Origin of the sequence: Citrobacter sp. RHBSTW-00986, from assembly GCF_013783065.1 — a bacterium.
Classification (GTDB): Bacteria; Pseudomonadota; Gammaproteobacteria; order Enterobacterales; family Enterobacteriaceae; genus Citrobacter; species Citrobacter braakii.
The window spans coordinates 2,769,473-2,793,835 of record NZ_CP056200.1 but is presented as its reverse complement, the minus strand read 5'-3'; the positions used below and the strand labels follow the sequence as shown (position 1 = coordinate 2,793,835).

The window sequence follows — 24,363 nt, the reverse complement described above, 5'->3', positions numbered from 1 at the left end:
GTTAAGTAAAAACCTTGCGTTAACGCAGCATATCGCCACATTCACGCCCAGTTTTCCATCTGTAATACGCGACCTGCTGGCGGGACGTCCTGCGCATCGTGGGTAACCTGGACCACAGGAATACCCAGTTTACGTACTTCGGTGAAGACCCACTGGCGAAAGGTATCGCGCAGCGACGCATCCAGCCTGCTAAAGGGTTCATCGAGTAACAGCGCCTGGGGTTGTGCCAGTAGCGCGCGAAGCAGGGCGACACGCGAGCGTTGCCCGCCGGAGAGCGAAGCCGGATCGCGTGAATAAAATCCTGCCAGGCCCGCGCGTGCGAGGGCGCTTTCCACCTCATGGCGTCTGGCGGGACCTTGCACGCTGGCGGGTAAGGCCAGCAGTAAATTCTGCCCAACGCTGAAATGGTCAAACAGCAGCGCATCCTGAAACAGAATGCCAATCTGGCGCTGCGCGGTAGGCAGTGTGTCTACGCGCTGTTCGTTGAGCCACAGTTCGCCTGACGCCTGAAGCTGAGGAGACAACGCCCCGATCATCCACGAAAATAACGAAGACTTACCGCTGCCGGAAGGTCCCATAATGGTGACAATGTCACTTTTATTAACCTGGAAATTAACGTCCTTCAGTAGTGCTGTCGTACCCTGGTACAACGAAACGCTTTGTACAATGAGCATTAGCGGAGTCCTTGTCGAAAGCGGCCAATCCACGCAGCGAGAAACGCCGCCAGTGCGAAAATTATAAGCGGTAACAGAAGCTGCCATAGCGCCTGGGTTGCCAGAATGGCGGTGCTACCGCCGCTGCTTAATGCCACCGCTTCGGTGGTCAGCGTGGGATAGCGCCCGGCGCCTAACCACAGCGTCGGCATATACTGGGCGATACTGACTGAGAACCCTACCGCGAAGGCAACCAGCGCCGGGCGCGCCAGCTGCGGACATTTTACTTGCCAGAATATGCGGCCCCGGGTCCAACCCAGCGTTTGCGCAATCAACATCAATCGTGGGTCAATGCGTTGCCACGCCGGTTTGAGCACAAACAGCATCCATGGCATCACCCACAGCAGGTGTCCCCAGACAATGGTTATCATCAGCCCATCCTGTCCGGCATATAACGCCAACAGATACTGTCCAGTCACTAGCGGCAGCGCAGGCAAAATGAGCGGTAGCCAGACCCAACGGTGTCCGGTTTGTGGACCCCATTCCAGCCAGGCAAAAAGTATCAGCAGCGCCAGCACGCTGGAGAGAAGCCCCAGTTGCAGGCTATTGCTGAGCGCCTCGCTATTTAGCGACGAATAGCTGGCGATCAGCGCCAGAACCAGCGCGCACACCACACCGCCAAAGGGCAAAAGTTGTACCAGCGAACGTCCGATTGTACAGGATGAAAAACGCAGGCGTTCCCCGTTTACTGCGGGAATAGTGCGTTGCCAGGCGCGCCAGAGCAGATACCCCAGCAGTGCGATGATGAGTAGCAGCAGTACCAGCAGCAGGCTGGCGAGTGCTCCTTTAGCCTGTTGCTCGGCATCGCCCTGACTGAGCCATTGCCAGCTCAACACGGCAAGCGTTGGTGGGTTTCCGGGACCAAGGACGATTGCTACATCCACTACCGAGAGCGACCAGGCGACGATCGCCAGCATGGCTTTGCCTAACGCGGGGGCGAGAGAGGGTAGAACCAGCCAGTTCAGGCATTGCAGTCGGCTGTAACCCAGCGAATCCAGGACGATAACCTGCTGCGAAAGCTGTTTTTCACTCAGCAGAGCTGAGAGGATCCATAACAAAAAGGCACTCTCTTTTACCGCCAGCGTCACGCCAAGCCCAATGCCGTAGCGGTCAGGCTGGGAGCTGAGAAACGGGAGCCATTGCCAGAGCATGCCGCCTTCGGCAAAAACCAACAGCACGCTGGTGGCGAAGGCAACATGTGGAATTGCCAGCAGCCACGGAAGACGCGTGCACAGACGCGCCCAGCCTGCGCCGGGCCATAAGGCGAGGATCGCCAGCAGGGCGATGATCAGCGCGCCGCCAGCCGCGAGGCTTACGGAAACCAACGTTGCCAGTAACGCCTGCGGGAGTTGAGGATCGCTAAATAGCGCCAGCCAGTGTCTGGTGCTCAGCGCCGGCGTTATCAGAGAAAAAGCCGCTGGCGCCAGCGGCAGATAAACGCCCGCCATGATGGCCCAGAGTAGCAGAATTAATGTGTACCGTAGCGGCGTAGCCATTCTTGTTCCAGAGCGTTTACCCATGCAGCATGCGGTTCTGGCAGCATGGCAGGGAGCCCTTGTGGGATCCGCGCCAGCAGCGCATTACGCTGGTCGACAGGCAATTTTTGTGGATCAAGCACCGAAGGATCTCCCCAGACTGACGGGGCGGCTTTACGCAGCTGCGCTTCGGGTGAAAGCAGGAAATTTGCCACGACTTTCGCTCCGGCGCTGGCGCGCGCATTCGCTGGAATGGTGACAAAATGCACGTTGCCGAGCATGCCCTGTGAGAAACCAAAACTATAGCTGCTTTTGGGTAATTCACCGCTGGCCACTTTTTGCTGCGCGTGGGCAGGATTAAAGGTCATTGATAAACGCAGGGTGCCACCGTTGAGCAGCGCATCCATTCGCGCTGGCGTGGGCGGAAAATCTTTACCTTCGCGCCACAGGGCAGGATGCAAAGCATCAAGGTAATGCCACAATGGAGCGGTAACGTCGGCGAATGTGGACGCATCTGGCGCTATTTTCAGCGCCTGCGGCTTGTTGGTGAGCGAAATTAACAACTGCTCAAGAAAAGCCGTTCCGGTAAAGTCTGGCGGACGCGGATAGGTCACCGTGCCAGGGTGCGCTTGGGCAAACTCAAGCAGTGCCTGCGGGGATTGCGGCGGCTGCGCGGTGAGATCGTGCCTGGCAATAAAGGTAAGCTGTGCGCCGCCCCACGGTGATTCAGCCCCCTCCGTTGGAATGGAAAAGTCTTCGTTCACCGGTTTCTGGGTATCAACATAGCGCCAGTTAGGCAGCGTTTGCGCCCACTGGGTCTGTAGCAGCCCGGCTTCTTTCAGCGTGCGGAAATTTTCGCCGTTCACCCATAGTAAATCGACCGAGCCACCGGTTTTTCGCCCGGATGCCGCTTCCGTCTGGATACGTTTTACGGCGTCGGCGGCATCCGCCAGGCGTACGATTTTCAGGTTAATGGCATAGTGCGTTTTCATCTCGCCGCTAACCCAGTCGAGATACTGGTTAACTGCGTTGTCGCCACCCCAGGCGTTGAACCACACCGTCTGACCGCGGGCGTCATTTTTGATTTGCTGCCAACTGGCGTCCTCGGCGAAAGCCGCCAGCGGAGAGAGCAGCAAACTCAGGCACAATAAGCAGTAACGCATAATATCTCCCTTGCTAAAAATGGGGGAAAGACTCAGGTCTTTTTCCGTTGATGCTCAAGATAAAGGCTTCTGGCCACGGCAATCACCACGCTCAGAGCGAACAGGATGAACAGGCCGGTAACAAACCAAAATGTGCCGCCGGTTAACAGGCTACCAGCCCATGAATAGACGATAGTGGCCGGTAACTGACCGATGCCGGTGGCGATGAAGAAATGGCGAAAACGAATCGAGGTCAGGCCTGCTGCGTAGCTTACCGGGTCGAACGGCACAAAAGGTAACAGGCGACAGACAAGAATTGTGTGCTTGCCATAGCGCTCGAAAAAAGAGTCCATGTTGTTCAGCACCGTTTTTCCGGTCAGTTTTTCCACCGCGCTGCGACCTAAAACGCGGGCAATAAAAAAGCACAGCGCCGCGCCTGCCATCGCGCTGCTCCAGGACAGAACGCCGCCCCAAAATGCGCCAAACAGCGAGGCATTGGCAAAGGTGATCACAAAGGCGGGAAGCGGTGCGACGATGGCCTGTAAGATCATCAGGAAGAACGACACGATCGCCGCCTGGGTTCCATAAGAACGAATGAAGTTCTCAAGAGCATGCTGATCGAGCGTGGTAAATGCCGCCAGACTGCCGTGAAGAAAATCACTCACGCCAGGTATCCACGCCCACGCCATCAGGGCGAGCAGCAGCAGGGCAAGCAAGCTTATACGGTAATAGCGTGTCCGCCGCGCTTTATTCATCTTGATCATTTACCCGCGTACTCGTGACCGGGCGCCGGATCGACATGTTTATGCCGGGCCCAGGCTTTGGCGGCCTGAACGAGGACGAATAGCGCCAGCCCCGCAACGCTGAGCTTACCGATAAATGCCCAGCTAATCCCTTCGCTGGCCAGTTCGTGCGACATCAGCGTATAGATAAAGATGCCGGGCAAGGTGGTTAGCGCAGATATCACGGTAAATGACCAGAACGGTATGGCCGTCAGCCCATAGGCATAGTTTTGAATGTTATAGGGGAACAGTGGCACGAGCCGGGTCAGGATCAGAAAGTCTACTCCGCTATGGGCAATGCCTTTTTCGATAGCCTGAAACGTTGCCGTGTGGCCAACGTATTTCAGCAGTAATTCCCGCCCAAGCCAGCGAGCCAGCATAAACGACAGCGCCGAAGCCATGGTTGCCGCCACTAACGAGATAAGCGTCCCTGTCACCGGGCCAAACAGCACACCGCCGACGATCACCAGGATGCTGCCTGGGATCAGGCACAGCGCGGCAACTATAAACAGCAGGATATAAAGGGTATAGCTGAACAGGCCGCTTTGGCGGATGACATCTTGTAAATGATGGAAATTGGTGATCAGATCGGTCAGACCGTAATGATGGAAAACTCCCGCCAGAACGCAGAACAATACCGCAACAATTAGCAGCCGGTATTCTGCGTTATGCGAACTTCTTTTTCATGGGGGTTCTCCTGTAAAACCGAGTGCAATGTAGCGTTTTCGTCAGCGAAAAGTGCGCGCGAAGATATAATAAATTTCCGACCGCAACAATGTATTACCGTGGCTTTATTGATTTTGCACAGAATAAACAGACTCTCCAGGCCAGGCCCGGAGAGTGAAAATACACAGACGATCAGACGCGGAATTTAGCCCATACAGGCGCATGGTCGGACGGCTTTTCCATGCTGCGGATTTCATAGTCGATGCCGGTTTCTTCGCAGCGCTCCGCCAGCGGTTTGCTCGCCAGCAGCAGATCAATACGCAGGCCACGGTTATCGTCAAAGCCTTTTGAGCGGTAATCAAACCACGAGAACTGGTCGTTCTTTTCAGGCCAGGCGTGACGGTAGGTATCTACCAGGCCCCAGCCCAGCAGACGTTCCATCCACTCGCGCTCTTCTGGCAGGAAGGAACATTTGCCGGTACGCAGCCAGCGTTTACGGTTCTCTTCGCCAATACCGATATCGAGGTCGGTTGGGCTGATATTCATATCGCCCATGATCAATACCGGATTGTCGCGCTTCAGTTCAGTCTCCAGGTAGTTTTGTAGGTTCTGATAAAACGCGGCTTTGGCCGGAAACTTGGTTTCATGGTCACGGCTTTCGCCCTGCGGGAAATAGCCGTTGATCACCGTGATGCTGCCCAGAGGCGACGGAATTTCCGCCATGATGATACGACGCTGCGCTTCTTCGCCATCACCCGGGAAGCCACGACGCACCGCAATCGGCGTTTCTTTCGTTAATAGTGCTACGCCGTAGTGGCCTTTCTGACCGTGATAAAAGACGTTATAACCCAGCTTTGCTACCTCTTCGAGAGGGAACATATCGTCGTGGACTTTTGTCTCCTGTAAGCCAATAACATCCGGTTGGTGTTTTTCGACAATGGCTGCCAGTTGATGGGGACGGGCACGCAGGCCGTTGATATTAAAAGAGACAAATTTCATAGTCGCTGCCACTTTGCAAGATGAATAGTGCAAGGATGGTAGCAGAATTTCTGCAGGCTGACTGCTTCTTGTCACTTGATTCCAACAATGATTGCTAATGGTGTTAACGATGGAGCAAAAACTGCACCGTTTTGGCGCGTAGCGCGTCGGAATAGAGCAATAATTTCCGATAAATTTCGTATACGATCACAATTCCAGAATTATATTTGGCGACTGAATAAAATTGCGTTTTTTCCTCTGTTTAGTCATCTGGTACGCAAACATATTCACTTTATATGCACATACAGTGAATATCGTCAGGTTGTAACTCGTTGATATTCCGTCACCGCCCTCCGTTTATGCACTTTTTTCGCTGGCTGGCACGAAGCCTGCAATCTACATTTACACCGCAAACACTATATTTATTAACATATAAATAACCTTTTATTTACCGTTGAGGTCGCTATGTCTCTGTCAATTACGCGTGAAAATTTTGATGAATGGATGATGCCCGTATACGCTCCGGCCCCTTTTATTCCGGTGCGTGGCGAAGGTTCACGTCTGTGGGATCAGCAGGGTAAAGAGTATATCGATTTCGCGGGAGGCATTGCGGTTAACGCGCTGGGTCATGCACATCCGGCATTGCGCGAGGCATTAAACGACCAGGCGAGCAAATTCTGGCATACGGGAAATGGCTACACCAACGAGCCGGTGCTGCGCCTGGCGAAAAAGCTGATTGATGCCACTTTTGCCGAGCGCATTTTCTTCTGTAACTCTGGCGCAGAAGCTAACGAAGCGGCATTAAAATTGGCACGTAAATATGCCCACGATCGTTTTGGTAGCCAGAAGAGCGGCATTGTGGCGTTTAAAAATGCTTTCCATGGTCGCACGCTGTTTACCGTCAGCGCCGGAGGACAGCCCGCCTATTCACAGGACTTCGCGCCGCTGCCGCCGGATATCCGCCATGCGGTGTATAACGATCTCGACTCTGCCAGCCAACTGATTGATGACAACACCTGTGCGGTTATTGTGGAGCCGGTGCAGGGGGAAGGCGGCGTAGTGCCGGCAACAAACGCCTTTTTGCAGGGGTTGCGTGAATTATGCGATCGCCATAATGCGCTGTTGATTTTTGATGAAGTTCAGACCGGGGTTGGCCGTACCGGCGAACTGTATGCCTACATGCACTACGGCGTTACGCCGGACCTGCTGACGACAGCAAAAGCGCTGGGCGGTGGTTTCCCCATCGGCGCACTGCTGGCGACAGAGCGTTGCGCCAGTGTGATGACGGTCGGTACGCACGGTACAACCTATGGCGGAAACCCGCTGGCCACTGCGGTGGCGGGAAAACTGCTGGAAATTGTTAACACGCCGGAAATGCTTAACGGAGTGAAACAGCGCCACGACTGGTTTGTGGAGCGTATTAACGCCATTAACGAACGTTTTGGACTGTTTAGTGAAATTCGTGGGCTCGGACTGCTGATTGGCTGTGTGCTGAACGCGGAATTTGCCGGGAAAGCAAAACTCATCTCGCAAGAAGCGGCCGTTGCCGGAGTGATGGTGCTGATTGCTGGCGCTAATGTGGTGCGGTTTGCGCCAGCGTTAAACGTCAGCGAAGAAGAAATCGCCACCGGACTGGATCGCTTTGCGCTGGCCTGCGAACGCATTAAAGCAGGAGGTTCATCATGATGGTGATTCGTCCCATTGAACGCGCTGATATCACCGCGCTGATGCAGCTTGCCAGTAAGACCGGCGGCGGGTTGACCTCGCTACCGGCGAATGAAGCTACGCTGATGGCGCGTATCGAACGTTCGCTACAAACCTGGCGCGGTGAGTTGCCCAAAAGTGAGCAGGGATATGTGTTTGTGCTTGAAGACAGCGCCAGCGGAACCGTGGCAGGGATTTGCGCCATTGAGGTGGCGGTGGGGCTTAACGATCCCTGGTACAACTACCGGGTCGGTACACTGGTGCACGCCTCGAAAGAGCTGAACGTGTATAACGCGCTGCCGACGCTGTTTCTGAGTAACGATCACACGGGCAGTAGCGAACTTTGTTCTCTGTTTCTCGATCCGGACTGGCGTAAAGAAGGCAACGGCTATTTGTTGTCGAAGTCGCGCTTTATGTTTATGGCGGCCTTTCGTGACCGGTTCAATGAGAAGGTCGTGGCCGAGATGCGCGGCGTGATCGATGAACACGGCTACTCTCCGTTTTGGCAAAGCCTCGGCAAACGTTTTTTCTCAATGGAGTTCAGCCGGGCGGATTTTCTCTGCGGAACCGGGCAAAAAGCCTTTATTGCTGAACTGATGCCTAAGCATCCGATTTATACCCATTTCCTGTCTGACGAAGCGCAAAGCGTGATTGGTCAGGTGCATCCGCAAACGGCTCCTGCGCGGGCGGTGCTGGAGAAAGAAGGATTTCGCTACCGCAACTACGTCGATATTTTCGACGGCGGACCGACCCTGGAGTGCGATATTGACCGGGTACGGGCTATCCGTAAGAGCAGGCTGGTGGAGGTGGCTGAAGGGCAGCCTGCGCCGGGCGACTATCCTGCTTGTCTGGTTGCCAATGAAAATTATCAAAACTTCCGCGTCATGTTGGTTCGTGCCGACCCGGATACTCAGCGTCTGGTACTGACGGCGGCGCAACTGGACGCCCTGAAATGTCACGCGGGCGACCATGTACGTTTTGTGCGTCTTTGTGCAGAGGAGAAAACAGCATGACATTATGGATAAACGGCGACTGGGTGACGGGGCTGGGCGAGCGTCGGGTGAAAACCAATCCCGTAAGCGGTGATGTGCTGTGGCAGGGCAATGATGCCGATGCAGCCCAGGTAGCGCAGGCGTGCCGGGCCGCGCGCGCAGCCTTTGCCGGTTGGGCTAAACAGCCCTTTGGCGCACGCCAGGCCATTGTTGAAAAATTTGCCTCATTGCTGGAAAGCAATAAAGCCGAACTCACACAGATTATCGCCCGGGAAACCGGCAAACCCCGTTGGGAAGCCGCTACAGAACTGACGGCGATGATCAATAAAATTGCCATCTCCGTGAAAGCCTGGCATGCGCGTACCGGAGAGCATCACAGCGAATTACCGGATGGCGCAGCGACGTTGCGCCATCGCCCGCACGGCGTGCTGGCGGTTTTTGGCCCGTATAACTTCCCTGGCCATTTACCCAATGGTCATATTGTTCCGGCACTGCTGGCAGGCAACACATTGATTTTCAAACCCAGCGAGCTGACGCCGTGGACCGGTGAAGCCGTGACAAAGCTGTGGGAGCTGGCGGGATTGCCGCCGGGTGTGCTGAACCTGGTGCAGGGCGGTCGCGATACGGGACAGGCGCTGAGCGCGCAGGACGACCTCGATGGCCTGCTGTTTACCGGCAGTGCCAATACGGGTTATCAACTGCATCGACAGCTATCCGGCCAGCCGGAAAAAATCCTCGCTCTGGAGATGGGGGGCAACAACCCGCTGATTATTGAGAACCCGGAAGATATTGATGCCGCAGTGCATCTGACTATTCAGTCCGCGTTTGTCACCGCCGGACAGCGTTGTACCTGCGCCCGTCGCCTGTTAGTTAAAAAAGGCGCGCAGGGGGATGCGTTCCTGACGCGTCTGGTGGACGTCAGCCAGCGTTTAATGCCCGGCAACTGGGATGCAGAACCGCAGCCATTTATTGGCGGGCTGATTTCCGAACAGGCCGCGCGGCATGTCTATGATGCCTGGCAGCGTCTGGAGTCGTTAGGAGGCCGGACGCTGTTAGCGCCACGTCTGGTGCAAGCCGGAACGTCACTGCTCACCCCAGGGATCATCGAACTGACCGGGGCGGCGAACGTACCCGATGAAGAGGTCTTTGGACCGCTGCTTGGCGTCTGGCGTTATGACAGCTTTGATGACGCAATTCGTATGGCGAACAACACCCGCTTTGGATTGTCGTGCGGGTTGGTTTCCCCCGATCGCAGCCAGTTTGATCAACTGCTGCTTGAGGCGCGGGCCGGGATCGTCAACTGGAATAAGCCGTTAACCGGCGCGGCGAGTACAGCGCCGTTTGGCGGCGTTGGCGCATCCGGGAACCATCGCGCCAGCGCGTGGTATGCCGCAGATTATTGCGCCTGGCCGATGGCAAGTCTGGAATCACCGGCCTTAACGCTGCCAACGACGCTTAGCCCCGGCCTGGATTTTTCTCGCGAGGATAAGCTATGAAAGCCCGTGAGGTAAATTTTGATGGTCTGGTGGGGCTGACCCACCACTATGCGGGGCTGTCATTTGGTAATGAGGCCTCAACCAAACATCGTTTTCAGGTATCGAACCCGCGTCTGGCGGCGAAGCAGGGTCTGCTAAAGATGAAAGCGCTGGCGGATGCGGGATTTCCCCAGGCGGTGATCCCGCCTCATGAGCGGCCGTATATTCCGGTGCTGCGTCAGTTGGGCTTTACCGGCCGCGACGAACAGATACTGGAGAACGTGGCGCGTCAGGCGCCTCACTGGCTCTCCAGCGCCAGCTCCGCATCGTCTATGTGGGTGGCGAATGCGGCAACGGTCTGCCCTTCAGCCGATGCGCTGGACGGGAAAGTGCATCTGACGGTGGCGAATCTGAATAATAAGTTTCACCGTTCGCTGGAAGCGCCGACCACCGAAGCGTTGCTACGGGCGATTTTCCGTGATGAGAATAGTTTTACGGTCCACGGTGCGTTACCCCAGGTTGCACTATTCGGTGATGAAGGTGCGGCAAACCATAACCGCCTCGGCGGGGATTACGGCGACCCTGGCGTACAGCTGTTTGTTTACGGTCGTGAAGAAGGGAATGCGTCCCATCCGAAGCGCTATCCGGCGAGGCAATCCCGTGAGGCCAGCGAGGCGGTCGCCCGACTGAATCAGGTTAACCCGCATCAGCGCATTTTTGCCCAGCAAAACCCGGACGTTATCGATCTTGGCGTGTTTCATAACGATGTGATTGCGGTGTCGAATCGCCAGGTACTGTTTTGTCATCAGCTGGCGTTTGTCAGACAGCAGACGTTGTTCGAGCAGTTACGCAGTCAGGTGGCAGGTTTTACCCCGCTGGAAGTCCCGGCTGCGGAAGTGTCGGTGCAGGATGCGGTGACTACCTATCTGTTTAACAGCCAGTTACTGAGCCGTGATGACGGTTCGATGATGCTGGTCCTGCCGCAGGAGTGTCGGGAGCATGCGGGCGTGTGGCGGTATTTGAACCGTCTGCTCGAGGAAGACAATCCGATCGATGACCTGCAGGTATTCGATCTGCGTGAAAGTATGTCCAACGGCGGCGGTCCGGCATGTCTGCGCCTGAGAGTGGTGCTTACGCCACAGGAGCTGCAGGCCGTAAATCCGGCGGTTATCATGAACGATAATCTGTTTAACACGCTGAATAATTGGATCGACCGTTACTATCGCGATCGTCTTACCGCCGCCGACCTTGCCGACCCGCAGTTGTTGCGTGAGGGGCGTGAAGCGCTGGATACGTTGACGCAATTGCTCAACCTCGGCTCTGTGTATCCCTTCCAGCAGGAGAGGACCCGCCATGGATAATTTTCTGGCCCAGACGCTGGCAGGGATAACCCCCGAGACAACCGAGGGCACAGCTCGCGGCTTTTCCTGGCAGTGGATTGGTCACGGAATTCTGGAGCTGACGCCGGACACTCCGGCGGAATATTCGCTGGTGCTGTCTGCGGGGATCCACGGCAATGAAACGGCCCCGGTAGAGATACTTGATTCAATTCTCTCCAGGCTGTTTAGCGGTGAACTAACGCTCACATGGCGGCTGCTGGTGATTCTGGGGAACCCGCAGGCGCTGGCGGCGGGACAACGTTATTGTCATAGCGACCTGAACCGTATGTTTGGCGGCCGTTGGCAGATTTTTGCCGCGAGCGAAGAAACGCACCGAGCCCATCAGCTTGAGCTGTGTCTGGAGGATTTTTATTCGCGGGCGAAAGAGCCAGTCCGCTGGCATCTGGATCTGCACACCGCGATTCGCGGCTCGCAGCATCTGCGCTTTGGCGTGTTGCCACAACGCAACGTTGCCTGGGACGAAGATTTTTTGGGATGGCTGGGAGAGGCAGGGCTGGAGGCGCTGGTTTTCCATCAGACACCTGGCGGCACGTTCACCCATTTTAGCGCTGAACATTTTGGCGCGCTGGCCTGCACGCTGGAACTGGGTAAAGCGCTGCCGTTTGGACAAAACGATCTGACTCAGTTTGCGCAGACGGCAGATGCGCTGGCGAAGCTGCTAAAGGGCGAGCGAATGTCACTGGGAGAAACATCTCCGCTGCGTTACCGCGTGGTGTCGCAAATCACGCGGCGTAGCGACGATTTCATTCTTCACATGGATAACCAGACGCTCAACTTTACCCCTTTTACAGAGGGCACCTTGCTGGCGCAGGACGGTGATGAACGTTTTACCGTCACCCATGATGTTGAATACGTTCTTTTTCCAAATCCAAACGTGGCCTGTGGTTTACGTGCCGGATTGATGCTCGAAAAATTGTGAAAAATATATATGCCCTTTTGGTTTATCCCTAAGGGCTTATTTTTACGTGCTGTTTTTATTTATTACGGATTATTCCTGGTGAATTGCTTTCTTAATAATCAGGGATGAGGTATAGTTCTTCATAATCCCTTCAAAATCATCCTGTTGTAATTTTTTATTGCAACTCTGCGCAATTTATTCTTTTTTTCTCCATAATTGATGAAAGTTTGTTTTTTACACTTTCATTGTTTTACCGTTGCTCTGATTAATTGACGCTTAAGCCGGTAAAGTTAATCTCGTCAACACGACATCACATTGCATAAGAGTCGCATGAGTGTCGTCAAAATAACTGAAAGAAAGGATAGAAATTATGCGTAAACTGACTGCTCTGTTTGTTGCCTCTACCCTGGCGCTGGGCGCTGCTAACCTGGCCCACGCCGCTGACACGACAACAGCTGCGCCAGCTGATGCCAAACCAATGATGCACCACAACGGTAAGTTTGCCCCGCATCACGACATGATGTTTAAAGACCTGAACCTGACCGATGCGCAGAAACAGCAGATTAGCGAGATCATGAAAGGTCAGCGCGATCAGATGAAACGTCCGCCGCTGGAAGAGCGCCGCGCAATGCACGACATCATCGCCAGCGATAGCTTCGATAAAGCGAAAGCGGAAGCGCAGATTGCGAAGATGGAAGAACAGCGCAAAGCCAACATGCTGGCGCATATGGAAACCCAGAACAAGATTTACAACATTCTGACCCCGGAACAGAAAAAGCAGTTTAATGCCAATTTTGAGAAGCGTCTGACAGAACGTGCCGCGCAGAAGGGTAAAATGCCGCAGGCTGCTGAGTAATCGTTCAGCGTCTACACTATATCATTCACGCTGTGTGTGCTGATTGCCGCACAGTGTGAAACCAAACTCAAGACCGCCGCTCTTGTCCACAACACGTTTAACGAGGTGGGCAGGATCGGCGGTTTTTTCTTTGCTGCCTCTTGCACCGCGCTTGTGACACGTTATTCTCCTGAAGCCCGCGAAAATTCCACCTGGAGGGCGCGTTGTTCTTTTTTGCAAAACACCGGGTTCATCGCTAAGGCAAATCAACTCTGCTGCCGATAACAATGATCTGCAGGGTGAACATAACAATGATGATTTATGGCTGCCTGTTTACGGTGGGCTGCCGTGCTGCGCCTTTCTGGAGGGATGATGGAATACTTTGATATCCGCAAAATGCCGGTCAATCTGTGGCGAAATGGTGCGGGAGAAACGCGTGAGATTTGCTGTTTTCCGCCAGCAACACGAGATTTTCACTGGCGGGCGAGTATCGCCTCCATCGCAGCGAATGGAGAGTTTTCTCTTTTTCCCGGCGTAGAACGCGTGATTACCCTGCTGGAAGGCGGAGAAGTGACGCTGGAAGAGCCGAACACCTTCACGCATACCCTGAAACAGCATCAGCCTTTTACCTTTGCTGGTGACAAGGTGGTAAAAGCGAAGCTGACGGAAGGGCAGATGTCGATGGATTTTAATATCATGACCCGACGGGATGTCTGCCAGGCAAAAGTCAGAGTTGCCGATCGCACCTTTACGACTTTTGGTTCGCGCGGCGGCGTGGTGTTTGTTATCAGCGGAGCCTGGCAACTGGGTGATAAGTTGTTGACCGTCGATCAGGGTGCAAGCTGGCACGACGGTAAACACACGTTACGACTGCTGGAGCGCGAGGGGAAACTGCTGTTCAGCGAGATTAACTGGATGCCGGGGCATTCGCCGGACTCAGTTCAATAATGTCATATTGACCAGACAGAATTGGCCGGCAGAGAATTTTGTAGCCATCTTGATCAAAGCCGGCCGGCATTCGCGCGAGTGTAGCTGCCTCATCCAGCGTTGAAACGGCTCCCAGCCACAGCCAGTTATTGATGATATGGTACTGCGTCATTTCAGCGCGGGTTTCCTGCAGCGCAATGGCATTGCTCCACGGCCAGCAGATTACGCGCACTCTTTCCAGGGCTTCTACCAGACGCAAATGATGTGCTTCAGGGCTTTCTTTCCCGCAGCAGGCTCCGGCGCAGCGTTTAAGCGCGGAGCGAAAACAGGCGCGCCCGTGGCTGAGGGGTTCCAGCCCCAACAGGCCGTAGCACAGCTGTTGTTCATCGGCGAGGCTTTGCAGCGTCTGTAGCGCTGCGCGGCGGTTGGCAAACAGGCCAAACAGATTGGGGGTGTGGGAGAAATCAATATCTCGTGCGTAAACCACCTGAACCGTTCGGTCGGTAAGCTGCAAGGCACACAGTTGGCGATTGCGTCGCAGCCGTTTGTTAAACAGGGGCTGCTGTTCTTTGATAAGCCGCGCTTCCAGCAGCAGGGCGCCAATTTCTCCTGCCGTACAAATCCAGCTAATGCGCCTGGCCTGACGCAGCATACTCGCTTCGTCTACGGTACGCAGATGCGCCAGCACACGGCTGCGAATATTGACACTTTTACCAATATAAAGCGGCATGGTGTCGCTATCACTGTGAAACAGATAGACGCCTGGCGCGGTGGGAAGCGCACTCAAAAACGGGCGCAGGTGCTCGGGATATTCATAGATTGCCGCTGCCTCAAATGTCAGACGAGGGGCTGATTGACGCTGTACCACTGTTGACTCCAGATGCTGGTTATTCATCCAGTATAGCAGTTTGAGGACGCTTAAAAAAGCGGCATGAGATTCAGCAGGCTAATGCCAGATAGTGCCAATCCTGGCGCTACCCGGCATTTTGAAGGGAAAAGGATTACGCTTTTTTCCAGAAATCATCAAACACGGTGATCGGGGTGCGACGTTTATGCTCAGTTTTCACGTACCAGCCTTCAATTTTTTTCGCGACGTCGGCATCCAGCGTTTTTCCTTCCAGATAGTCGTCGATGTTGTCGTAAGTGATGCCGAGTGCGGCTTCATCCGGCAGAGAAGGGCGATCGTCCTCGAGGTCGGCAGTTGGTGCTTTCTTATATAAGTGCTCCGGGCACCCCAGCGCGGCGAGCAGTTGTTTGCCCTGGCGCTTGTTCAGACGAAATAGTGGGTTAATGTCGGTACCGCCATCACCGTACTTAGTGAAAAATCCGGTGATGGCTTCTGCAGCATGATCGGTACCCACGACAACCCCGCTGGTCATGCCGGCGATACTGTATTGTGCCTTCATACGTTCACGGGCTTTTTCATTGCCGCGCACAAAATCGCTCAGTTCGATACCCGCTTCACGCAGGGCCTGCTCGCTGGCCAGCACCGCGCCCTTAATATTGACGGTCAGTACGCGGTCCGGTTGAATAAAGGCGATGGCATCCTGGCAGTCCTGCTCATCGGCCTGAACGCCATACGGTAGGCGTACGGCAATAAACTGCAGTGCGTCATTACCCGTTTCTTTTCGCAGCTCGGTGATCGCCATCTGGCACAGTTTTCCCGCGAGCGTTGAGTCCTGTCCGCCGCTAATTCCCAACACCAGCGATTTCAGAAAGGGGTAGGTCTGCAGATACGATTTCAGGAAATCCACGCTGCGGCGAATTTCTTCTTCTGCATCGATGTGCGGTTTTGCGCCAAGCGCCTGGATTATCTCTTGCTGCAGAGTCATTTAACCCCCTCCGAAAAATAAAATGATCAAAAAAATGATGTGTTAAAGCTAACGCGTTGAGGCCCAAACGACAAGGGATGCGAGCCTGATATAGCATCATTTTGTTTTAATAGAATTTTCCGAAACCACCTAAGTATCCTCTGATTGCTTGAAAAATGCGTTGTTGTGCTCCAGGCTTATATAACACGCTGAAATACAAGAGGACGGAATATGAACAAGAATCTAACAGGAATTCTGAGCGCAGCGGCTGTTTTGACTATGCTGGCAGGGTGTACGGCCTACGATCGTACGAAAGACCAATTTGTTCAGCCCGTGGTGAAAGATGTGAAGAAAGGGATGAGCCGGGCGCAGGTAGCGCAGATTGCCGGTAAACCGTCTTCCGAAGTCAGTATGATCCATGCGCGTGGGACGTGTCAGACCTACATCCTGGGTCAACGAGATGGTAAAGCTGAGACCTATTTTGTTGCTTTAGATGACACCGGACACGTGATTAACTCTGGCTACCAGAGCTGCGCAGAGTACGACACCGACCCGCAGGCAGCGAAGAAGTAACAACTGTTTATTGCCTGAGCACTCGGGAAAACCGGCCACTGCGCCGGTTTTTTTATGTCACACGATCTTAATTATTGACGCGAATTATTTACCTGAAGTGTGAGGGTGGTCATAACGCCAGGTCAAGGAGAGACAATTTAGTTGGTCAAGGAAATACCATCCGCTGGTGCAATCCCGTATACTCATTTCAGCCACCTAAAAAAGTAATTTAGCTGACGCAAGTTACCCAGAGCATGGATGCAGGTTAGGGCTTGCGGAGTGTCTGGTGACAGATAATCGCACATGAGGATCGTTTTAATGGAAAAGAAACACATTTATCTGTTTTGTTCTGCGGGCATGTCGACTTCATTGTTGGTTTCGAAGATGCGTGCTCAGGCCGAAAAATACGAAGTACCGGTTATTATTGAAGCGTTTCCTGAAACGCTGGCCGGAGAAAAAGGTCCAGTGGCCGATGTTGTATTATTAGGTCCACAAATTGCTTATATGTTGCCCGAAATTCAGCGTTTGTTACCCAACAAGCCTGTGGAAGTGATTGACTCGCTGCTGTATGGCAAAGTCGATGGTTTAGGCGTGCTTAAGGCTGCGGTTGCAGCAATTAAAAAAGCCGCAGCAAATTAATTATTTTATTTTAATTTTTCCCGTCAAAGAGTTATTTCATTAACATTCACCGCAATTATTAATTGCGGTATTTAAGGGTATTTTTCTATGAGTAACGCTATTGCTTCACTTGAAAAGGTACTCCTTCCTTTTGCTGTAAAAATTGGAAAGCAGCCACACGTTAATGCAATCAAAAACGGTTTTATTCGTTTAATGCCGTTAACCCTCGCAGGGGCCATGTTTGTATTAATCAATAACGTTTTCCTGAGCTTTGGGGAGGGGTCGTTTTTTTATTCAATGGGCATTCGACTTGATGCTTCAACTATTGAAACGCTGAATAGTTTGAAAGGCATTGGTGGAAACGTCTATAACGGTACGCTGGGTATCATGTCATTGATGGCGCCGTTCTTTATCGGTATGGCGCTGGCAGAAGAACGCAAAGTCGACTCTCTGGCTGCCGGGCTGTTATCCGTCGCCGCGTTTATGACCGTAACGCCATATAGCGTGGGTGAAGCCTATGCCGTTGGCGCGAACTGGCTCGGCGGTGCCAATATTATTTCCGGTATTATTATCGGCCTCGCGGTCGCGGAAATGTTCACCTTTGTGGTCCGTCGCAATTGGGTAATTAAATTACCTGATAGCGTACCGACATCCGTGTCGCGCTCTTTCTCTGCGCTGATTCCTGGCTTCCTTATCCTCTCCATTATGGGGATCATCGCCTGGGCATTGAACACCTGGGGTACGAACTTCCACCAGATCATCATGGATTCCATTTCAACTCCGCTGGCATCGCTGGGCAGCGTGGTGGGCTGGGCCTACGTGATTTTTGTTCCGCTGCTGTGGTTCTTCGGTATTCACGGTTCACTGGCGCTGACCGCGCTGGACAGCGGTATCATGACGCCATGGGCGCTGGAAAACATCTCCATCTACCAACAGTTTGGTTCCGTAGACGCCGCGCTGGAAGCCGGAAAGACCTTCCACGTCTGGGCGAAACCGATGCTCGACTCCTATATTTTCCTCGGGGGTAGCGGGGCTACGCTGGGTCTGATTATCGCTATCTTCCTGGCATCGCGTCGTCCGGATTATCGTCAGGTTGCTAAACTGGCACTGCCGTCAGGCCTGTTCCAGATTAACGAACCTATCCTGTTCGGTCTGCCGATCATCATGAACCCGGTGATGTTTATCCCGTTCATTCTGGTGCAGCCGATTCTGGCGGCGATTACGCTGGCAGCTTATTACTCCGGCATTATTCCACCGATTACCAACATCGCACCGTGGACCATGCCAACCGGTTTGGGCGCGTTCTTTAACACCAACGGTAGCGTCGCTGCTCTGCTGGTCGCGCTGTTCAACCTCGGTATCGCCACGCTGGTTTACCTGCCGTTCGTGGTGGTAGCCAACAAAGCGCAGAACGTTATTGATCAAGAAGAAAGCGAAGAAGATATCGCTAACGCATTGAAATTCTAAATTTAATCCGGCATGGCTTCACGGTCATGCCGGACTGAACCAGAGGAAAAAAGTATGTTGGATATCGAGAACATCGTCGACACGCAGTCAGAAGCAGAAGAACTTGAAGAAGTGGTGATGGGTCTCATCATCAACTCCGGTCAGGCGCGTAGCCTGGCGTACGGCGCGCTCAAAATGGCCAAGCAAGGCGATTTCGAGTCAGCTAAGGCTATGATGGACCAGTCTCGCCTGGCGCTGAATGAAGCGCACCTCGTGCAAACGAAACTGATTGAAGGCGATCAGGGCGAAGGTAAAATGAAAGTTAGCCTGGTGCTGGTTCATGCTCAGGACCACCTGATGACATCAATGCTGGCGCGTGAGCTGGTGACTGAACTGATTGAGCTTCACGAAAAGCTGAAATAGCGAGGAGTGCATAATGCAGCTACAGATTAACGCACCGGAAATCAAAACCGTCTATGAGCAGCAGCTATTTATGGCAAAAATTTCCATGTGTTCATCTACAACAAAACTGAGAGCATCAGCGGGCTGCATCAGCATGACTACTACGAATTTACCCTGGTTTTAACCGGGCGCTATTATCAGGAAATCAACGGTAAACGCGTATTGCTCGAACGCGGGGACTTTGTTTTTATTCCATTGGGATCGCACCACCAGAGTTTTTATGATTTTGGGGCGACAAGGATCCTGAACGTCGGTATCAGTAAACGCTTTTTTGAACAGCACTACCACCCGCTGCTGCCATTTTGTTTCGTAGCATCGCAGGTCTATCGGGCGAATAATTCGTTTCTCACTTACATTGAAACGGTTATTGCATCACTGAACTTTCGCGAGAGTGGGCTGGATGAATTTGTAGAAGTGGTCACCTTCTATATTATTAACCGGTTGCGCCATCATCGCGAAGAGCAGGTGCTGGATGATATTCCCCAGTGGCTTAAAACCACCGTGGAGACCATGCATGACAAACGGCAGTTTAGCGAGAATGCGCTGGAAAACATGGTACACCTGTCCGCGAAATCCCAGGAGTATCTGACCCGTGCAACCCAGCGTTATTACAGCAAGACGCCGATGCAGATCATTAATGAAATCCGCATTAACTTTGCTAAAAAACAGCTGGAAATGACTAACTATTCTGTAACGGATATTGCTTACGAATCTGGCTACAGTAGTCCAAGCCTGTTTATTAAAACGTTTAAAAAGCTGACGTCATTTACACCTAATAGCTATCGTAAGAAATTAACTGAATTTAATCAGTAGATATTATTTGCCAATAACCCATTTTTTATAGCTTGCCCAAAATAGCGTCGGGACAGCCACGCTATACCTGACAAACGGGTTGAGCATAATACACGTCAGTGTTTTGACACTGAAGGGAGAAAGTATGAGCCAGAAATTAAAAGTCGTCACTATCGGTGGCGGGAGCAGCTACACCCCTGAGTTACTTGAAGGCTTTATTAAGCGCTATCATGAATTACCGGTTTCTGAATTGTGGCTGGTTGATGTCGACGATGGAAAAGAGAAGCTGGACATTATTTTTGACCTTTGCCAGCGCATGATCGATAAAGCTGGCGTGCCGATGAAGTTGTTTAAAACGCTGGACCGCCGTGAAGCGCTGAAAGATGCTGATTTCGTTACCACCCAACTGCGCGTAGGGCAACTGAAAGCCCGCGAAAAGGATGAACGCATTCCGCTGAGCCACGGGTATCTGGGGCAGGAAACCAACGGCGCTGGTGGGCTGTTCAAAGGTCTGCGTACTATTCCGGTTATCTTTGATATTGTCAAAGATGTGGAAGAACTGTGCCCGAATGCGTGGGTGATTAACTTTACTAACCCGGCCGGGATGGTGACGGAAGCGGTATATCGCCATACGAATTTTAAGAAATTCATCGGTGTATGTAATATTCCTGTCGGCATGAAAATGTTCATTAGCGATGTACTGGCGCTGAAAGAGAGCGATGACTTATCCATCGATCTGTTCGGTCTGAACCATATGGTCTTTATTAAAGACGTACTGGTGAATGGTAAATCACGCTTTGATGAACTGTTGGATGGCGTGGCTTCAGGTCAACTGAAAGCCTCCACCGTGAAGAATATCTTCGATCTGCCGTTCAGTGAAGGGTTGATTCGCTCGCTGAAACTGCTGCCGTGCTCATATTTGCTCTATTACTTCAAGCCAAAAGAGATGCTGGCGATTGAAATGGGTGAATACTATAAGGGCGGCGCTCGCGCTCAGGTGGTACAGAAAGTGGAGAAACAACTGTTTGAACTGTACAAAAACCCGGATTTGAACGTGAAACCGAAAGAGCTGGAACAGCGCGGTGGAGCCTATTACTCCGATGCGGCCTGTGAAGTGATCAACGCCATCTACAACGACAAACAGACCGAGCACTATGTCAACGTTCCGCACCATGGGCATGTTGACAATATCCCGGCGGACTGGGCGGTTGAGATGACCTGTACACTGGGACGCAACGGCGCCACGCCGCACCCACGTATTACCCATTTTGATGAGAAAGTGCTCGGCCTTATCTATACCATAAAAGGCTTTGAAGTCGCGGCGAGCAATGCGGCACTGAGCGGTGAGCTGAATGATGTGCTGCTGGCGTTGAACCTGAGTCCGCTGGTGCATTCTGACAGCGATGCCGAGATTCTGGCGCGTGAGCTGATTCTGGCGCATGAAAAATGGCTGCCAAACTTCGCCGGGTGTATCGAGAAACTCAAAAGCGAACAACACTAACTGAGGTCGGCTATGGAACGCGTACTGATTGTAAATGCGGATGATTTTGGCCTGAGTAAAGGACAAAACTACGGCATTGTTGAAGCCTGTCGCAATGGCGTGGTCACCTCGACAACCGCACTGGTTAATGGCGCAGCCATTGACCATGCGGTACAGCTGAGTCGCGACATACCTGAACTAGCCGTTGGGATGCATTTTGTTCTGACGCTGGGCAGGCCGTTGACGGCAATGCCAGGCCTTACTCGTGACGGGTTACTGGGAAAATGGATCTGGCAGATGGCTGAAGAAGACACCTTGCCGTTGGATGAAATTTCTCAGGAACTGGCCGCGCAGTATCAGCGTTTTATTGACCTGTTCGGGCGGGAGCCAACGCATCTGGATAGCCATCACCATGTGCATATGTTCCCGCAGATTTTCCCTATCGTGGCCGGGTTTGCTGCCCAACGGGGGATTGCGTTACGGATCGATCGTCAGGCGGTATTCCAGGCGTCTGACTTTCCGCAGACGTTACGGACTTCCCAGGGATTCAGCAGCGAGTTTTATGGCGAAGCGATTTCTGAAGCCCTGTTTTTGCAAACGCTTGACGCGTCAGCAGACCGGGGAGAGTCCTCGCTGGAAGTGATGTGTCATCCGGCCTTTATCGATGACATTATTCGTCAAAGTGCCTACTGTTACCCCCGCTTAACTGAGCTCGACGTGCTGACGTCTCCGTCACTGAAATATGCTATTGCGGAGCGCGGTTATCGTCTTGGCAGTTTTCTGAACGTCTAACTCCTGAGTTTGCGGCGCATAATGCGCCGCATTTTTTTAGGCAGGGATCGTGTCGATTTTTCCGGCGCGTGACCAGACGCGGTGCGCAGTCATTAGCGTCAGCAGGGTATCCATAAACTGTGCGTCTGCACTGTCTGCCTCCACCACGCCTTCTTCTCCTTCATTTTTGATATTCAACGTTGCTTTAAACTGACGCGCATCGCCAGCCAGTGCGATAGGTTTTAAGTGCTTATACGCTTCGAGTAAGTAATATCGGGCATCACCGTTCATAGCGATATCTGCGATATTGCCACACGGAACGATAACCGCATCGACGGTCAGCGATGGTGAACCCGCAAAGGTACCGGCGATTGTCAGGACGGAACCATCATCGGCAACCACATTACCCATTCGGGAATAGAGCAGTTTGGCGTGAACGCCTTTGGCCTGTAAGGCTTGCATAATGGCAAGCAGGTCGCCTGATTTCACCTGGTCATTAAGTAGAATGGCGACCACGTGGCCCTTAATCTCACCTTGCGCACCCGCATATAAACTGAGTGACGGCGCACTTTTCAAACCATTGACGTTAGCCGGTAGGGCGATTTTGGCCTGTTCCTCGGTTAGCTCAAAACCGAGATTATCGGCAACCGCCTCGGCGAGGGCTGTATCAATATGGGCTAACTGTTCGACCACTCTTTCCCGAATATAGGGGCGCGTAACTTTGCTGAGTTCGAAGCTGAATCCGCCGATAATATGCTGCTGTTCAATTGGCGTCTGACTTAGCCAGAACAGGCGAGGGTGCGCATAGTATTCGCCAAAAGAGGGGCTACGTTCGCGGATTTTGTTTCCTTCAATCCGTTCCTGATACGACTCAAATCCACCGCGTTTTGGCCCCGGCGGCGTTTCACGCGGCCAGTTATCATTGATGGAATTAGGTTCATAGTTGGCCGGGTTGGTATCGATGTCCATACGATGCATACCGTCACGCTGGAAGTTATGGTACGGGCAGGTCGGGCGATTAATCGGGATTTCATGGAAGTTGGGCCCGCCCAGGCGACTGATCTGGGTATCGGTATAAGAAAACAAGCGGCCTTGCAGCAAGGGATCGTTGGTAAAATCAATACCAGGGACGATGTGTCCGGGATGAAAAGCGACTTGTTCATTTTCGGCGAAGAAATTATCCGGATTACGGTTCAGCACCATTTTACCAACGCGTTGCACCGGAACCAGCTCTTCCGGGATCAGCTTGGTGGGGTCGAGCAGGTCAAAATCGAACTTGAATTCGTCTTCTTCAGGAATGAGCTGCAGCCCCAGTTCGTATTCCGGATAATCGCCTGCTTCAATAGCTTCCCACAGATCGCGGCGATGAAAATCGGGATCACGACCGGTAAGTTTTTGCGCTTCATCCCATACCAGCGAAGCTTTGCCCGCCAGCGGTTTCCAGTGAAAACGGACAAAGGTGGCTTTCCCTTGCGCATTTATCAACCGGAACGTGTGAATGCCAAAGCCTTCCATCGTGCGATAGCTGCGTGGAATACCCCGGTCAGACATCGCCCATATAACGTTGTGCAACGTTTCTGGCTGTAACGAGACATAATCCCAAAAGGTATCGTGGGCGCTTTGACCCTGTGGGATAGCCCAATGCGGTTCCGGTTTTACCGCATGAACGAAATCCGGGAATTTATGGGCATCCTGAATGAAGAAGACTGGCGTGTTGTTTCCCACCAGATCGAAAATGCCCTCCTCAGTATAAAATTTGGTCGCAAATCCTCGAATATCTCTGACCGTATCCGCTGAGCCTGCGCCGCCCTGAACCGTAGAGAAACGGACAAAAACCGGGGTGATTTTATTTTCATCACTCAGAAAGTCCGCTTTCGTTGTCGCGCTGAGGCTGGCATAGGGCTGAAAGTAACCATGAGCAGCAGAACCTCGGGCATGTACGATCCGCTCCGGGATGCGTTCGTGATCAAAATGGGTGATTTTTTCCCGCAGGATAAAGTCTTCCAGCAGAGTTGGCCCACGGTTTCCTGCGCGCAGAGAGTTTTGATCGTCCGCGATGCGCACTCCCTGATTGGTTGTCAGAGCAAAATCTTCGCTGCCTTTACGAAAACTATCCAGCGCGTTGAGTTTGTCACTTCTGGTGTCAGGCGCTTTTAAGCTACCGGACGTGGTGGGTTGCATGCCTGGTGGCGTGGGTTCAGGTGTTGGCCGATGTGAACCGTCTGCTGGCGCCAGTGAGTCAAGTCCTGGCTGGGATTCGCTGGCATCATGAACCGGCGCTGAGTGATGGAGTGGGTGCTTATCATTCTGTGACATTAAACTCGTCTCCTGTTTTCATCGCTTAAAGGTCGTTGTTGCCGTCAAAAGCTTTAACTATAGACCACTTGCTCAGTGGTGCAGGAACTGACCGAGGGCGTAAAGCGCGATGAACCAGGCAAACAGCG

Annotated in this window: 22 protein-coding genes and 1 pseudogene; 14 read left to right on the top strand and 9 right to left on the bottom strand. The window is 53.0% G+C overall.

The genetic code is table 11. The features are described from left to right. Window positions 1-41 precede the first annotated feature (41 nt). From HV345_RS13695 to xthA, 6 genes are all read right to left on the bottom strand, one after another. Window positions 42-674 carry an ATP-binding cassette domain-containing protein gene (locus HV345_RS13695; RefSeq protein ID WP_016156318.1) on the bottom strand — a complete coding sequence of 211 codons (633 nt, stop codon included), beginning with the start codon at window positions 672-674 and terminating at the stop codon, window positions 42-44. Beyond that, on the bottom strand, window positions 674-2,209 hold the full coding sequence (locus tag HV345_RS13690; RefSeq protein WP_181635695.1) for a thiamine ABC transporter permease: 1,536 nt from the start codon (window positions 2,207-2,209) through the stop codon (window positions 674-676). Before HV345_RS13690 ends, HV345_RS13695 begins: the two co-directional genes overlap by 1 nt. Beyond that, window positions 2,182-3,351 (bottom strand): ABC transporter substrate-binding protein, encoded by a 1,170-nt coding sequence (locus tag HV345_RS13685; protein WP_181635694.1) that lies wholly within the window; start codon window positions 3,349-3,351, stop codon window positions 2,182-2,184. Before HV345_RS13685 ends, HV345_RS13690 begins: the two co-directional genes overlap by 28 nt. Before the next feature lie 32 nt (window positions 3,352-3,383). After that, window positions 3,384-4,094, bottom strand: coding sequence for a TVP38/TMEM64 family protein (locus HV345_RS13680; protein ID WP_181635693.1), 711 nt, complete (start codon window positions 4,092-4,094; stop codon window positions 3,384-3,386). Continuing rightward, window positions 4,091-4,747 (bottom strand): TVP38/TMEM64 family protein, encoded by a 657-nt coding sequence (locus HV345_RS13675; protein WP_170973729.1) that lies wholly within the window; start codon window positions 4,745-4,747, stop codon window positions 4,091-4,093. Before HV345_RS13675 ends, HV345_RS13680 begins: the two co-directional genes overlap by 4 nt. Before the next feature lie 223 nt (window positions 4,748-4,970). Next, complete coding sequence (gene xthA, locus HV345_RS13670; RefSeq protein ID WP_016156323.1) at window positions 4,971-5,777, bottom strand: exodeoxyribonuclease III; 807 nt, start codon at window positions 5,775-5,777, stop codon at window positions 4,971-4,973. Between the two features lie 444 nt (window positions 5,778-6,221). On the opposite strand from xthA, the gene HV345_RS13665 reads away from it, so the two are divergent. From HV345_RS13665 to ves, 7 genes are all read left to right on the top strand, one after another. After that, window positions 6,222-7,442: an aspartate aminotransferase family protein gene (locus HV345_RS13665; RefSeq protein ID WP_169330182.1), complete on the top strand. Its 1,221-nt coding sequence runs from the start codon at window positions 6,222-6,224 to the stop codon at window positions 7,440-7,442. Beyond that, window positions 7,439-8,473, top strand: coding sequence for an arginine N-succinyltransferase (astA, locus tag HV345_RS13660; RefSeq protein WP_016152846.1), 1,035 nt, complete (start codon window positions 7,439-7,441; stop codon window positions 8,471-8,473). Before HV345_RS13665 ends, astA begins: the two co-directional genes overlap by 4 nt. Then, window positions 8,470-9,948 (top strand): succinylglutamate-semialdehyde dehydrogenase, encoded by a 1,479-nt coding sequence (gene astD, locus HV345_RS13655; protein WP_181635692.1) that lies wholly within the window; start codon window positions 8,470-8,472, stop codon window positions 9,946-9,948. Before astA ends, astD begins: the two co-directional genes overlap by 4 nt. Then, window positions 9,945-11,288 (top strand): N-succinylarginine dihydrolase, encoded by a 1,344-nt coding sequence (gene astB / locus HV345_RS13650; RefSeq protein ID WP_181635691.1) that lies wholly within the window; start codon window positions 9,945-9,947, stop codon window positions 11,286-11,288. The genes astD and astB overlap by 4 nt, the downstream gene beginning before the upstream one ends. Beyond that, a complete protein-coding gene (gene astE / locus HV345_RS13645) occupies window positions 11,281-12,246 on the top strand; it encodes a succinylglutamate desuccinylase (RefSeq protein WP_047358615.1) in 966 nt (321 codons plus the stop codon). The genes astB and astE overlap by 8 nt, the downstream gene beginning before the upstream one ends. Before the next feature lie 349 nt (window positions 12,247-12,595). Next, the gene (spy, locus tag HV345_RS13640) at window positions 12,596-13,081 is read left to right on the top strand and encodes an ATP-independent periplasmic protein-refolding chaperone Spy (protein WP_181635690.1); all 486 of its coding nucleotides are present in this window, start codon (window positions 12,596-12,598) and stop codon (window positions 13,079-13,081) included. 351 nt (window positions 13,082-13,432) lie between these two features. Next, a complete protein-coding gene (gene ves, locus HV345_RS13635) occupies window positions 13,433-14,008 on the top strand; it encodes an environmental stress-induced protein Ves (protein WP_016152850.1) in 576 nt (191 codons plus the stop codon). On the opposite strand, the gene cho is transcribed toward ves, so the two are convergent. Both cho and nadE read right to left on the bottom strand, forming a co-directional pair. Further along, window positions 13,968-14,882 (bottom strand): excinuclease Cho, encoded by a 915-nt coding sequence (cho, locus tag HV345_RS13630; RefSeq protein WP_181635689.1) that lies wholly within the window; start codon window positions 14,880-14,882, stop codon window positions 13,968-13,970. The two genes, ves and cho, sit on opposite strands and share 41 nt — an antisense overlap. Window positions 14,883-14,988: 106 nt before the next feature. After that, window positions 14,989-15,819, bottom strand: a complete 831-nt coding sequence (nadE, locus tag HV345_RS13625; protein ID WP_181635688.1) for an ammonia-dependent NAD(+) synthetase — start codon at window positions 15,817-15,819, stop codon at window positions 14,989-14,991. 210 nt (window positions 15,820-16,029) lie between these two features. Between nadE and osmE the strand changes: the two genes are divergently transcribed. From osmE to chbG, 7 genes and pseudogenes are all read left to right on the top strand, one after another. Further along, complete coding sequence (osmE, locus tag HV345_RS13620; RefSeq protein ID WP_016152853.1) at window positions 16,030-16,371, top strand: osmotically-inducible lipoprotein OsmE; 342 nt, start codon at window positions 16,030-16,032, stop codon at window positions 16,369-16,371. Window positions 16,372-16,668: 297 nt separating this feature from the next. Continuing rightward, the gene (gene chbB, locus HV345_RS13615) at window positions 16,669-16,989 is read left to right on the top strand and encodes a PTS N,N'-diacetylchitobiose transporter subunit IIB (protein WP_003832547.1); all 321 of its coding nucleotides are present in this window, start codon (window positions 16,669-16,671) and stop codon (window positions 16,987-16,989) included. Window positions 16,990-17,076: 87 nt separating this feature from the next. Beyond that, window positions 17,077-18,435: a PTS N,N'-diacetylchitobiose transporter subunit IIC gene (gene chbC / locus HV345_RS13610; RefSeq protein ID WP_003030619.1), complete on the top strand. Its 1,359-nt coding sequence runs from the start codon at window positions 17,077-17,079 to the stop codon at window positions 18,433-18,435. Between the two features lie 54 nt (window positions 18,436-18,489). Next, window positions 18,490-18,837 carry a PTS N,N'-diacetylchitobiose transporter subunit IIA gene (gene chbA / locus HV345_RS13605; RefSeq protein WP_003030618.1) on the top strand — a complete coding sequence of 116 codons (348 nt, stop codon included), beginning with the start codon at window positions 18,490-18,492 and terminating at the stop codon, window positions 18,835-18,837. Between the two features lie 10 nt (window positions 18,838-18,847). After that, window positions 18,848-19,689 (top strand): annotated as a pseudogene (chbR, locus tag HV345_RS13600) (transcriptional regulator ChbR). Between the two features lie 124 nt (window positions 19,690-19,813). After that, window positions 19,814-21,169, top strand: a complete 1,356-nt coding sequence (locus tag HV345_RS13595; protein ID WP_047417871.1) for a 6-phospho-beta-glucosidase — start codon at window positions 19,814-19,816, stop codon at window positions 21,167-21,169. Between the two features lie 12 nt (window positions 21,170-21,181). Then, the gene (gene chbG, locus HV345_RS13590) at window positions 21,182-21,940 is read left to right on the top strand and encodes a chitin disaccharide deacetylase (RefSeq protein WP_016152855.1); all 759 of its coding nucleotides are present in this window, start codon (window positions 21,182-21,184) and stop codon (window positions 21,938-21,940) included. Between the two features lie 36 nt (window positions 21,941-21,976). Here chbG and katE read toward each other — a convergent pair whose 3' ends face one another. Then, the gene (katE, locus tag HV345_RS13585; RefSeq protein ID WP_181635687.1) at window positions 21,977-24,235 is read right to left on the bottom strand and encodes a catalase HPII; all 2,259 of its coding nucleotides are present in this window, start codon (window positions 24,233-24,235) and stop codon (window positions 21,977-21,979) included. Window positions 24,236-24,363: the final 128 nt, after the last annotated feature.